At 57.0% G+C, this 13,193-nt stretch carries 9 protein-coding genes; 3 read left to right on the forward strand and 6 right to left on the reverse strand.

Annotated features, from left to right (window positions below; all coding sequences use genetic code 11):
• The first annotated feature begins 39 nt into the window (after positions 1 to 39).
• Positions 40 to 291, forward strand: a complete 252-nt coding sequence (locus A0251_RS08190) for a DUF1778 domain-containing protein (protein ID WP_062816378.1) — start codon at positions 40 to 42, stop codon at positions 289 to 291.
• The gene (locus A0251_RS08195) at positions 292 to 597 is read left to right on the forward strand and encodes a type II toxin-antitoxin system RelE/ParE family toxin (RefSeq protein ID WP_062816379.1); all 306 of its coding nucleotides are present in this window, start codon (positions 292 to 294) and stop codon (positions 595 to 597) included. It abuts the gene before it with no gap.
• A gap of 182 nt (positions 598 to 779) precedes the next feature.
• Here the strand turns inward: A0251_RS08195 and A0251_RS08200 are convergent, their stop codons facing one another.
• Positions 780 to 1,199 (reverse strand): CBS domain-containing protein, encoded by a 420-nt coding sequence (locus A0251_RS08200; protein ID WP_062816380.1) that lies wholly within the window; start codon positions 1,197 to 1,199, stop codon positions 780 to 782.
• A gap of 373 nt (positions 1,200 to 1,572) precedes the next feature.
• Between A0251_RS08200 and A0251_RS08205 the strand changes: the two genes are divergently transcribed.
• A complete protein-coding gene (locus A0251_RS08205; RefSeq protein WP_062816381.1) occupies positions 1,573 to 2,226 on the forward strand; it encodes a glutathione S-transferase in 654 nt (217 codons plus the stop codon).
• Positions 2,227 to 2,315: 89 nt separating this feature from the next.
• Here the strand turns inward: A0251_RS08205 and A0251_RS08210 are convergent, their stop codons facing one another.
• The 5 genes from A0251_RS08210 to fadB form a co-directional block, all read right to left on the reverse strand.
• The gene (locus A0251_RS08210; protein WP_062816382.1) at positions 2,316 to 2,999 is read right to left on the reverse strand and encodes a gamma-glutamyl-gamma-aminobutyrate hydrolase family protein; all 684 of its coding nucleotides are present in this window, start codon (positions 2,997 to 2,999) and stop codon (positions 2,316 to 2,318) included.
• Positions 2,978 to 3,952: an amidoligase family protein gene (locus A0251_RS08215; protein ID WP_062816383.1), complete on the reverse strand. Its 975-nt coding sequence runs from the start codon at positions 3,950 to 3,952 to the stop codon at positions 2,978 to 2,980. The genes A0251_RS08210 and A0251_RS08215 overlap by 22 nt, the downstream gene beginning before the upstream one ends.
• A gap of 396 nt (positions 3,953 to 4,348) precedes the next feature.
• Positions 4,349 to 8,974, reverse strand: a complete 4,626-nt coding sequence (locus A0251_RS08220; protein WP_062816384.1) for a peptidoglycan recognition family protein — start codon at positions 8,972 to 8,974, stop codon at positions 4,349 to 4,351.
• 528 nt (positions 8,975 to 9,502) lie between these two features.
• Positions 9,503 to 10,678 carry an acetyl-CoA C-acyltransferase FadA gene (gene fadA / locus A0251_RS08225; protein WP_062816385.1) on the reverse strand — a complete coding sequence of 392 codons (1,176 nt, stop codon included), beginning with the start codon at positions 10,676 to 10,678 and terminating at the stop codon, positions 9,503 to 9,505.
• Between the two features lie 26 nt (positions 10,679 to 10,704).
• Positions 10,705 to 12,852, reverse strand: coding sequence for a fatty acid oxidation complex subunit alpha FadB (fadB, locus tag A0251_RS08230; RefSeq protein WP_062816386.1), 2,148 nt, complete (start codon positions 12,850 to 12,852; stop codon positions 10,705 to 10,707).
• Between the last annotated feature and the right edge of the window lie 341 nt (positions 12,853 to 13,193).

Consider the following 13,193-nt stretch of genomic DNA (forward strand, 5'->3'; position numbering starts at 1 on the left):
CCCTGTGCCATATATACCCGATAGCCCCATGGAGCCCGTATGCGTCTGTCTATCGAACTGACACCGGAGCAGCATCAGTTGCTGAAGGTATCCGCGACCCTGGAAGGCAAGTCGCTCAAGGCCTATGTGCTGGAGCGAGTGCTGGGCAATGCCAGTGAACAGGAACAGTCCCTGGCCGCGTTGGAAGCCTTTCTGAAGACCCGGCTACAGTCTGGTCGCGCTGGGTCCCGCGCCAGCAGCAACGTGGATGAGCTGGTCAACCAGGTACTCAAGGAAGAGGAAACCCGCTAAATGGATTACGACCTCACGGAAGAGGCCGCCGACGACATCAGCAACATAATCCGTTACACGCTACGTACTTGGGGGAGGGCGCAGGTAGAACGTTATCGCCAGGCTCTCAATGCTTGCCTGGAACGACTGGTCAGTGGGGAGGTAGTTCCCGCACTCGCTCTGGCCAGCTTGCCTGAGGTCTATCGGTTTCGCTGCCAACACCATTTCATCTTCTACACACTGCAAGGCACACAGCGGCCATTGATTATTGCCGTGCTCCACGAGCGGCAGGATTTGCTGGCGCAGCTTTCCTGGCGAGGTAAGTAGTATCAGCACAGTGCCTATTTTGCTGTGGGAGCTATGCTTGCATGGCGGATACGGCGGTGACCAACGGGCAAATCCTGCCAATTACCGAAACCGCCCAAGGAGGTAGCCCCAAGATAAACTGCACGAATCTGGTGCAAAACAGGGTCATCAAGGTGCCCTGAAAGAGAGCAGCAACAGCTAAATTACCCAGCCTTCCTGCTCAACTCCGCCAACTTCTGATCCAGCATAGTCAGAATATGCCGGCGGCTGATCACGCCGACCACCGTGTTGGCGCTGTCCACCACCGGGTAGATCTTGGGCTTGGCGGCCAGCATCTGCTGGGCCAGCCCCAGCACCTCATCGTCCACCGATACGGTCAGCACTTCGGTCTGCATCAGGTCTCTCACTGTGGCCACGCGCTGGTTGTGGTAGACCACCTGTAGCGCGGCCTGCAGGCATTCACGCTCGCTGATCCAGCCCACCAGGGTGTCGGCCTTGTCGGTGACCGGGCTGCCAAGCATATCCAGTTTGATCAGCTTGCTGGACGCCTCCACCACCGGCATCTCCGGGTGGATCGTCGCAAAACGGGTACACATCAGGTCTTTGATCGAGACAGAATTCATGGGTTACCTCTCTTTGCTTGCCGGGAAACGACAACATTTCTGCCAGCGTTTTTGCTGACTGCTGCATTGGATTACTGCGGGAACCATGCCAACAATGGGGAGTGGGTTTTTCGGCTTCAGGGAAAGGGAGCTGCCGCTTACCCCTCCTGTTTATCAACAATAAGGATTTCTCCCGGAACATTGCGGCCAAAGAAGAGAACACCCAAAACATCGTGATCGATCCAGACTATCGGGACGGGGCGCCCCTTAAATAGTATTCTGCCCCAGTGCGCACCTGATGAGTTGCGTCCATCGACAACCATTTCGCGATGTGCAGAAATAGCGGTCGCCCCGTTGCGGAATTACACCCCCGGTTCAGTTGTGAAGTATTCCTATGACGACCTCATTGGATTGTCTGTATTCCTTTCGTCGCTGCCCCTATGCCATGCGGGCCCGCCTGGCGGTGTTGTTCGCGGGTCTGCAGGTTGAGCTGCGGGAAGTAACCCTGAAAAACAAGCCTGCGCAAATGCTGGCAATTAGCCCTAAAGGCACCGTGCCCGTTTTGCGGCTTGCCGATGGTGCTGTGATTGAAGAAAGTTGGGACATCATGGTGTGGGCGCTTGAGCGGCAGGATCCACAAGGGCTGTTAGACGCAACGATCCTGGGTCAGGCGAATGCGCTGATTGAGCAAAACGATAGCGAGTTCAAATATTGGCTGGACCGCTATAAATACGCCGACCGCCATGTTGAGATGACGCAGACCGAGTATCGGCAACGAGGAGAGGCCTTTCTTCAGGTTCTGGAGGCGTTGTTGGAGAGAAATGCTTACCTGCTCGGGGATGACCCAACCATCGCGGATATTGGTGTTATGCCGTTTGTCCGCCAATTCGCCCATGTCGATCGCGATGTGTTTGGCCAGCTGCCTTACCCGAATCTGCAGCGGTGGTTACAGCGCTGGTTGGAGCACCCACTTTTTATGCAAACCATGATCAAGCTACCGGTATGGCAGGAGGGCGATGATGTGGTGGTGTTTCCTTCCCGCACCTGAGCGATGTCTCTCTTGGGGAGCTGCCCCATGCGTCAATCCACTACCAGCGCGAGTGAAACCTCGCCCATTATTCACTCTGTATTTCCCTATCAAGGCTGGGTTAATCGATTGCGTGCATTGTCCACCAACCAGTGGAAGATCCTGAATTGTGACCGCAGGTAGATCATGTATTCAGGGTGCCACTGGACGCCGATGATGGGGGCATTGTCGGTGGGCTCAATGGCCTGGGTGATCTTGTCCAGATCCCAGCCGGTGCGGTGCAGGGCGTCGGCGGGCCGTTCCACGGCCTGATGGTGCAGGCTGTTGACGCGGAGCTTGGTCTTGCCGGTGATGTGGGCGAGTCTGGAGCCGGGTTCGAGCCAGACCTGTTTTGTCGGCAGCAGCCCGGGGCGGTTGTAGGTCAGACGGCGAATATGGCGGATATCATTGTGAAGGGTGCCGCCGAGGACGGTGTTGATCAGTTGCGCACCGCGGCATATGCCAATCATGGGGATGCCGTGTTTCAGCGCGTACCGAATCCATTCGATTTCCAGTGTGTCTCGTTCAGGATTGAGCTTGACCCTGGCATCGACTTCACCACCGTAATGCTCCGGACTGATGTCGTTGCCGCCACCGATCACCAGTGCATCCGGCGGCGCCCCCTGCCAGGGATGATCAATCGAAAGGCGTTGGGGGACCGCACCGCACAGGCGCAGGGCCAGGGCCGTGCACCACCAGGCCGGCGCCCAGCGACGGTGGTTGCCGGTCACTCCTATGCGTGGTTTTCCATCCATCGGGCTATCCTTTTCACCCAGGCGCCGCGATCCACACCCAGCAGCGGTCTGTCTGCGGCCAGGAATTCGTCGCCCAGCTGATGGAGCGAGGCGTTGTCGTTGGCGAGTTGTTCAACCCGACACCAGCGTATCCAGGAGGACGCGAGGCTCCATTGCGGGTCGTCAATCTGGCAATTGGGCAATCGGTAATGAAAGGTCGGCCGTGATTTGATCTTCGCGTCATCGACTGTGTCGCGAACACGGTCGGAATCGATTTCGGCAAACAGGGGCAGCATGTCCAGTGCGCGGTTACGGCTGGGGTTATGCTCAAGATAATCGTCGATCAGGGTATTGATATCCGGGGCCTCTCGCGTCAGCAGGACCTTGATATAGGACTCTTCGAACAAGTCGATGTAAGGGCTGATCCGTCTTGCCATGTTGACATCGTTGGCCTCGACCTGCCACCACTGGAGCAACACGAACGCGCGCAGGTAACGGTGAATGGTGGGCGCATCCAGTGCCGGAATTTCCGTATTGATATGCACGCCGTAGGCCGCAATCAATGATTCTTCGGTACCGTTTGCACCGGCCTTGCGCAGCGCCTCGACCAGATCGTCAAGTATATGCAGTGATGTGACGGGCAGTGGCGGGCACACCACTTCGACGGGTACCAGGAGCTCTGCCGCCTTTGACAGCGGATGCAGCAGCTCATCCACGGCCTTGCCCGCGTTGGCCGCCATAGTCTTGAGAAAATCCCAGTCGAGCTCGATATTGAAATCACCGTGATCGGTTTTTACACATACTTCCGCGGCGGTTTCGTCTGTCACTTTTCCATTGAGCGTATCGCACACCACGCGGGCGGTATCGCGGAATGCAATGCCGGAGAACTCAAGCTCGAAGCCCACAGTGCGGACTTTTCCTGCGGTATTTTTCAGTGCATTCAGTGATTCCAACCGGGAACTGTAAGCATCCATTAATGAGCGACCTCGCTGCTTGTCCAGGGTGACCTACCCTCGAGCTGGACTCACTGACTCGATGAGTTTTGATAACACTACGCTGCCTGCCGAGCGTACTCAACGGGCTGTACACTGAGCACGTTGAACATGGAACATGAGGGGCTGGCCTGGTCTCATGCGTTTTGCCTCTTGAGAAAGATCGACAATAAAGCGTCAGAAGCTACAACGATTCACAAATAAAAAACCCCGGCGGATAGCCGGGGTTCCTGTTTTCCAATCCCTCCCTCGTGAGGCAGGGCCGAAAACTGGTGTTCGGAGAGTGGTTCAGGTTCGAACGCTCATGAACAGCACCTCCCTTATTCGCTCCGCTAACCCAAAGTCAGAGAGGGCGCTACTGGCGCCCTCGAAGTGATGTTACTCACTCCCTGACAGATCGGATGCGGGCTGGCTCAGGTCGTTGTTGTAGTTCGCTGAGGTACTGATTGTCTGGGCTTCTGCCCATGCGTCTTCATGGTTCATCCCGCTACCGCCGTTCGCCTTCAGGCGAAGCCAGAGGTACAGGGTAGAGAAATGGCCATCCACATGATTGCCGTCGCCGCCGATGTGGCCATGGGCATAAACGCCAGGTTCATCGGTGGTGGTACCGTTTTTGTATTCTTCCAGGTAATAGAAGAAATAGTGGCTGTCGCGAATCCCTGCCCAGTCATCGGGGATAGCCAGGCCGTGGGTATTGTAATTGTTGAAGAGCCAGTGGAGCAGGGTATAGGCCGCCTTGCACTGGGCCGGGGTTGGCAGGTTGTAGTTGGCGTTACCGTCGGCCCAGATAACATCCAGCCCGTCGTCGCCTTCTGCCTGGTGGCGTTTGACCATATCAATGCCTATGGAATGCGCATTGAGCGGTCCTGCATGTACTGCTCGCTGGACCAGGTCCATATGCTGGTAGACCGTGCCATCCGGAAGAATGGCGAGGTGGGTGGAAAGGCCTCTGTTATTGTTGAAATTGCGTTGGCGATCCCCGGACCAGTCATCGGTCAGGGTTTCATGGATGATGGCCTGTGTGACATCAGCATGATCTCTGCAGGTGACTGAACTGTGGGTGAATTTCTCGACTCCTGAGGCGGTCCAGTTTTTCATTGTAAGGCCGGGGATCTCTATTTCCCGGGCGCCGGCGATCAGGGTGTCTTCATTGTCCGGCTCATATTTCGCGCAGTAGTCTGCCGGCACCGCATCACTGGCCACAGGGTGCAGGTTGCCGTCCCCGTCTACCTCGTACAGTTGTGCATAGAGTTTTTTTCCTTTCAGGGACCCGGTGTAGCCGTCAGCTTCGGCTTCTTCGCGAACGGAGGCTTCCAGGGTTTCCCAAGGGGTTTGCTGCTTGATGCTGAAATCGCGGCCTTTGGCGTGTTTCTTCAGCAGCTCCATGCCCTTGTCGGATACGCCACGATCACTCTTCTGGTTAATCTCCCTGGCGGCATCTTCCATGGCTTTTTCGCCGGCTTCCTGGGACAGAACACGGGCTTTCATGGCCCGTTCAATCGCTGCCCGCTTCTTGTCAAAGTTCTTGCCGGCGTTTTTGTCGGCTTCCAGCTCCGCCAGATGTGACGTCAGCGCATAGCCGCCGAATTTGCTGGCCAGTTGGCCGGCTGCATTCAGTGCAGAGAGGGCATTTTTCTGGGTGCCGGCCAGCCCGGATTTATCGTCGAAGGCGTTGCTGCTACCCAGTACATTGAGCATGTCTGCGAAGCCCTGGGGATTGGGGGCTGCCGGGGCGTTTTGCAGGTTGATTATGGAATCGGGCATGTTACTGGGTGTGGTGCCCTGCGGTTCTGCCCGGCGTGAATCCATCCAGCCGGCGGGGAAGTCGGCCAGCGCCGGGGCTTCGTCGTTGAGAACCCAGTCCGTGGAGCCTTCGTGCTCTTCACAGGCATTGCAATCGTCCATAATGGCCTGCGCATAGAGGCCTCCCGTGGGAAGGCTGACCCGCATGGGCATGCTGGGCCCTACTTTGTTGGTGTAGCGGTCCATAGCCTGTGCGGGGGACTCATAACCATTGATGCCCAGGAAGGCGCCGGAAGAGACTCGGAAGACCAGCGAGTTGCCAGCAATCGCAATAGGATCACGTTCAACCACCGAGGCGATGGAACGGCGGTCACTGTCCGACAGGGCGAAGCCGTCCAGCATCATGAACAGCTCATCACGGTCCATGGTCCACCAGATCAGTTTGTGGTAATGATGCAGGTTCTCGTTGATGTGATCGACAATGCGATTGAGCGCCATTTTGGCTTCGTCCCGCATGTTTGCCTTTTCCCAGGCGCTGCTAGGAAAGTCGAGAACGGCTTTCTCTGGGTTGACCACGGTGACCAGGCCATCAGGTGTTACCATGGGCGCGCTGATCAGGTCTCGTTGGTAACGGGGGCTGCGAACCTTGCGCCCATAGTGAATGGTCCTGAAGTCGATTGTCCCGTAAGTGACATTGGCAAATGAGCCTACGGGAAGCCCGGTTACGGCTTTTACAGACAGCTGTTCAATATCCTTTCTTGTCAGGCCTTCCTGCTGGGTGGGGGCGTCTTCGGATTTGTCGATCTCCCTGACGGGCACTTGAAAATCCACTCTGACCACGCCGTTGAAATCGTAGTCACCAGCGAGGGTAAAGTCGGCGCCTTCAAGTTCCGTGCCGTCCTTGTCAGTCAGTTTCAGGGTGTCGACCCAGCGGCGAGCCATGGCCGGGGCAATGGACTTCTGGAAATATGCATCCCGCTGAGAGGGAGTAAATTCCCTGAACATGGATACCACCTTGCCCACCGAAAATGGCAGCAGAGGAGCCCACTGATCCCATAGCCGGTAGGTGATCCTTTCCCCGGTCACGCCCTCATCGCGCATGTCCTCATCAAGCTCATCGGCACCATATTCGTCCTTGGGTCTTTCAATGCCGAGTTTGATATAGAGGGAGCCGGACAGATACTCCAGTGGTTGCTCCCTGCGTTCGCCTTCTGGCAATGGTGAGTTTTCCCAGTTATCCAGAAGGTCATCAAGATACTTCAGGGCCCAGCGCAGCTCTGGAATGGCGAGTGATTTCTCCAGAGTGTTTTTCCAGCGTGCCAGCCTGGGGAGAGTGAAGGGCCTGACAGAGAAAGGAACGAACAGACATTCTCGTACCCCGGCAAGCACGGTATCCACCCGGATGTGCCGCAGGATTTCATGGTAGATCACAGTGAGGGAGTGGCAGTAGTTGGGATTTCTTACAACTTCAGAGACCCCTTCTACTTGCTCTGACTGGTCAACCTCATTGACGATGGTGCTCTCAAATTGTCGAAGGGAGTCGCCATATTGTCGTATGGCATCACGCAGATGTTGCTCTTCGGTGGCAGAAATCGATCTTTCTCCTTCCTGCCAGGCATTGGAAGACGCGCTGCCATGGGCGGCACCGCCACCGATGACAAAGCCTTTCATGGCAAAGCCCAGCCCGCCAGCGGCACTGGTGGTCTTGGATGAGCTGCCGCCCTGGCTCCACTCGTTCAGGTTGGAGCGCACCGCATTGCTGTAGTCTCTTTCCCTGTCCGTTGCCTGAGAGACTTCTTCGGCGAAGGTGGTTCTTTCAGTGCGGGCGCTTGTTTCACGCCTCTGCCAGTCCAGCTTGACGATACGGCGCGTTTGTCGCGGCGCAAGTGTTAACGTATGAGCTACGTTACCCAGTGAGTAGCCGTTCGAGCGCCACTGAACCCGCCACTCGAATATATGCCCCCCGGCAACCGAGAGAGATTGGTACTGTGACGGGTTGCCATCCCAGTCAATGGGGTTGCCTGGCCCAACCGGTTCTCGGCGATTCCTCCAGGGAATCCTGGGAAGCGGTAGATAGTCGATGGCTGAAATAGGGGGAAGCTTTTTCCTGATAGCATCGTTGATGAAGCGGGCGCCATTGGCGAGGCTATCAAACACTGTAAGATTCTGGCCGCTAATGGAATTCGCCGATGTGCTTCGAATCCGGGTTTCTTCATTCTCGCTGCTGTCATGGCTGTCAATTGTATCCAGATCCAGCATGGCAGTGCTTTTCTGCATCAGAATATTGTAGTCGGGCTGCACCGAACTGGTGGATTCAATTTCTGGTTGCTCAACCCGGAAAATGGTATGAAAGCGCCTTTCACCCAGGATTCTTGCGGGGTTGCTGAATGGTCGACAGTAAGTGCCCGGGTCGTCACCGAATCGCTCCGGGTTGTTGAGCAGGTTCTGCTCCTCTACATCCAGAGGGGTGTCCCTGGGGGAGCAGTCTTTGCATTCTTCATCTGTTCGTTCGGTGTCGGAGTCCTCAAGCGGAAGAAAAATGCGCAGATCTTCCCGTTGGTGTTCATAGGGTGGATCAATGCGCAAGCCGATGATCAGTTTGGGACCCTTCAGTACCCAGGCCCAGCAGATGATGTCGCCGTTAATAGGACGTTGAACAGAAAATCCGCCATCGAACTTGAGCTCTGCACCACTCAGATCCAGCGCGCCAAGGCTCTCCAGTGTTTCCGCATCCTTGGGGACAATCGCAGCGCCATTGGCCAAGGGGCTGTCTTCAGGCTTGCCAAGCAGCTTGAGTAAAGCTGCCTTCTTGTTGTCATCGTTGATGACATCGACGCTCAAGGTCCATTTCCGAAAGTCGATGGGCTGATCCGCCAGGCTGTCAAAATAACCGGAACGGTGCAGATAAGGCTGTTGGGGAGTAGGGCTTTTCTTGCTGAGTTTCTTGAGGAGAGCGGCATCCACTTCGACGATAACCGGCATGCGATCGTGGGCATTGGCAAGCCCTATCTCTTCAATTCGATGGAGTTCCTGGCCTTGCAGGTTCTCGATAATGGCTTCCGCGGTTTTAGTATGATCCACAGGGTCAAGGGTGGCCTTGCCATGGCCGGAATCATCCAGGTGAATGACTGATGAGGCGGATGCTGGCGTTTCTCCTTCCTCTGCTGGTAGTGGATAGATAACGCGTACCTGCAGGGCGCTGGCACCTCGTACGCTCTCGTCATCGGCGGGTTTTATCCGCAGGGTGGCTGCTACTGACATGGTGCAATCCTTTGCGCTGTTTTCCTTCTTTTAAGTCAAAGTGTCAGGGCCAAGGGTTGGGGGATTGTCGGCTTGAGAGGCCGGGCCTTTCCGCCACCACTCTTCTTCGGTTTGGCGGTGGCGCCATGCACATGCATGAGTCCCTTCCCTCAGGGCATAGGGGACACCTTTACCAGAGTCGTGCAGAGCCTTTCAAGGAAGAGGGGGGAGGGTGGCAATTAACACGCTCACGAACGGATTTAATGAGCCAAAAGATTACAGCTGTTGTGAGATATAACTTACAAGAAGATTGGGATATGGATGATGCAGACATTCTGCTCGAGTAAATGGATCAATTTTTCAAGAGCGTTGTTGGGCGAGAAGTTTCTGTGATGGATAGATGCTCTCTCATTTTAGTAGACAAAGAAAAACCCCGGCGGGTAGCCGGGGTTTTTTGTTTCCAATCCCGCCCTTGTGAGGCGAGCCCGGAAATTGGCTCCGGGCCTGAACACCGGAGCGCGTCCGGCGTCAGGCTTCGGGTATCAAGCGTTATACTCGCTCAATCACGGTCGCAATACCCTGACCCAGGCCGATGCACATGGTGGCCAGGCCGAGTTTGCCGCCTTTCCATTCCAGTACGTTCAGCAGGGTGCCGGTGATACGCGCACCGGAGCAGCCCAGCGGGTGACCCAGGGCGATGGCGCCGCCGTTCAGGTTCACTTTCTGGTCAGCCACGTCCAGCAGCTTCAGGTCCTTCATGACGGGCAGGGACTGGGCGGCGAACGCTTCGTTCAGCTCCACGTAGTCGATGTCGTCGATGGTCAGACCCGCACGAGCCAGGGCCTTCTGGGTAGCCGGTACAGGACCGTAACCCATGATGGCGGCGTCGCAACCTGCCACGGCCATGGAGACGATCTTGGCGCGGGGCTTCAGGCCCATGGCTTCCGCCTTGGCGGCGCTCATGACCAGCATGGCGGAGGCACCGTCGGACAGGGCAGAGGAGGTACCGGCAGTGACAGTACCGTTGGCCGGGTCGAAGACCGGACGCAGTTTCTGCATGTCTTCGATGCTGGCGCCGGGACGGATCACTTCGTCGATCTCGCACAGGACCTTGTTACCGTCCTGGTCGTGACCTTCGATGGGAACGATCTCGTTCTTCCAGCGACCTTCCTGGGTGGCTTCCCAGGCCAGGCGGTGGGAACGCACACCGAACTCGTCCTGCTGCTCACGGCTGATGCCGTGCATCTTGCCCAGCATTTCCGCGGTCAGGCCCATCATGTTGGAGGCCTTGGCGGTGACCTTGGAGATCTCCGGGTTGATGTCCACACCGTGATCCATGGCCACGTGACCCATGTGCTCCACACCACCGATGACGAACACGTCACCGTTGCCGGTCTGGATGGCCTGGGCGGCGGAGTGCAGGGCCTGCATGGAAGAGCCACACAGACGGTTCACGGTTTGCGCGGCGCTGGTGCGCGGCAGGCCGGCCAGCATGGCGATGTTACGGGCGATGTTCATGCCCTGTTCTTTGGTCTGGTTTACACAGCCCCAGATCACGTCTTCGGTCTGCTGGATGTCCCAGTTGGGGTTACGCTCCATGAGCGCTTCCACCAGCAGGGAAGACAGTTTTTCGGCACGCACGTGACGGAACTGGCCATTACGGCTCTTGCCCATGGGAGTACGGACCGCATCGACGATAACTACGTCATTGGGATTCAAGCTCATTTCTATAACTCCTGTCAGTCCGTGGCTTAGGCGAAGAAAGACTCGCCCTTGGCGGCCATGTCTTTGAGCATCTGCGGGGCTTCGTAGATGCCACCCAGGTGCGCGTACTTGTCACACAGCGCGACGAATTCTTTCACGCCGAGGCTGTCGATGTAGCGCAGCGGACCACCACGGAAGGGAGGGAAGCCGATGCCGTAGATCATGGCCATATCGGCCTCGGCAGCGGAACCTACAATGTTGTCTTCCAGGCAGCGAACGGTTTCGGTGCACATGGGAATCATCATGCGGGCGATGATTTCGTCCGCATCGAATTCCTGGGTGTCGGCGACGTGGGGCTTGATCAGTTCGTAGGTCTTTTCGTCGACCACTTTCTGCGTCTTGCCTTTCTTGTCCTGCTCGTACTTGTAGAAACCCACACCGTTCTTCTGGCCATAACGCTCGTTTTCGAACATTACGGTGGAGACGTCTTTGAAGTCGTACTGCATACGCTCGGGGAAGCCGTCTGCCATGACCTGGGCGGCGTGAACACCGGTGTCGATGCCGACCACGTCCATCAGGTAGGCGGGGCCCATGGGCCAGCCGAACTTCTGCATCACTTTATCCACGGCCTGGAAATCGGCACCGTCGCGCATCAGCATGCCGAAGCCGCCGAAGTAGGGGAACAGTACGCGGTTAACCAGGAAGCCGGGGCAGTCGTTGACCACGATGGGGGTTTTGCCCATTTTCTGGGCGTAGGCCACCAGGGTGCCGACGGTTTCGTCGGAGGTCTTCTCGCCACGGATCACTTCCACCAGCGGCATCATGTGTACCGGGTTGAAGAAGTGCATGCCGGCAAAGTTTTCCGGCTTCTTCAGGGCTTCGGCCAGCTTGGTGATGGAGATGGTGGAGGTGTTGGACGCCAGGATGGTGCCGTCTTCCACTTTCTCTTCGGTTTCGGCCAGAACGGACTGCTTGATCTTCTGGTTCTCGACCACCGCTTCCACGATCACGCCAACGTTACCGAAGTCGCCATAGTTCAGGGTGGGGCGGATGTTGGACAGCACTTTGCCCATGCCGGCCGCATCCAGTTTGCCTTTGCTGACGCGCTTGGCGAGCAGCTTGGAGGCTTCGTTCATGCCCAGGTCCAGCGCCTTGTCGGCGATGTCCTTCATGATGATGGGGGTGCCTTTCAAGGCGGACTGGAAGGCGATACCGCCACCCATGATGCCAGCGCCCAGTACGGCGGCCTGCTCAAAGCCCTTGGCGGACTTGGCGGTTTTGCCGTTGACCTTCTTCACCTGCTGGTCTGCCAGGAACAGGCCGACCATGGCGGTGGCTTGCGGAGTCTTGGCGACTTTGGCGAAGCCTTTGGCTTCCACCTCCAGTGCTTTGTCGCGGGTCATGCCGGCGTGGGCCTGCATGGCTTTGACGGCCGCCACGGGAGCGGGGTAGTTCTTGCCAGCCTGACCCTGGACCATGGCCATACAGGTCTGGAAGGCCATCATGTTTTCCATGGGCGGCAGCTTCAGGGGCTCGAGCTTTTCCTGACGCTTGGCGCGGAAGTCGATCTTGCCGGCCAGGCACTGCTTGACCAGGTCGATGGCGGCGTCGTTGACCTTGTCGTGGGCAACCACGGCATCGGCAACGCCCACTTTCAGGGCCTTGTCAGCCTTGTGCTGGCCGCCGGCGGCGATCCACTCAACGGCGTTGTCCACGCCGATCACACGGGGCAGACGCACGGTGCCGCCGAAGCCCGGGAACAGGCCCAGCTTCACTTCCGGCAGTCCCACCTGGGCTTTTTCGCTCAGTACGCGGAAGTCTGCGGCCAGGCACATTTCCAGGCCGCCACCCAGGGCGATGCCGTTAACGGCAACCACTTTGGGGATATCCAGATCTTCAAAGGCGTTGAAGACCTGGTTGGATTTCAGACACCAGCCGGCGATTTCGTCTTCCGGCAGTTTGAACATGTCAGTGAATTCGGTGATGTCGGCGCCAACGATGAAAACCGACTTGCCGGAGGTCACGACCAGGCCTTTGATGTCGTTGTTGCCTTTAATGGCATCGACAGCCTTGCCGAGGTCTTCCACGGTTTCCTTATTGAACTTGTTAACGGACTCGCCCTGAAGGTCAAACTTCAGTTCGGCGATGCCGTCGTCAAGCAGTTGTACGCTTACGGCGTTGCCTTGATAGATCATAGCTTCTGCTCTCCAGTCCCAAAGTACGCGGCGAATCAGGCCGCTTTGGTATTGCCCGGCCCCCGAAAATGGGGGAGGCGGCGTCCTTCATATAAGCATTCATGTGAGTGTTTGCTTACATAAACAACGAAACTTGTAGGCCCGCAAGTATAGGGAAGGTGAATGACTTTTTTAGCCCCAATTTGTGACTAATTGGTCGTGGGCCCTCCGGGGCTGCTGCGGTTGGTGAAAATTTCATCATTTGCTCCCTGTGATAGTGCTGATGGGCGTGGCGGTTAGTGCCGTATTGCGGCAACCATGGCAGACTGCCCCTCCCAACATTTCCGTTGGAGCCTTGCTTG

Source organism: Alcanivorax sp. NBRC 102024 (assembly GCF_001602235.1).
Taxonomy (GTDB): domain Bacteria; phylum Pseudomonadota; class Gammaproteobacteria; order Pseudomonadales; family Alcanivoracaceae; genus Alcanivorax.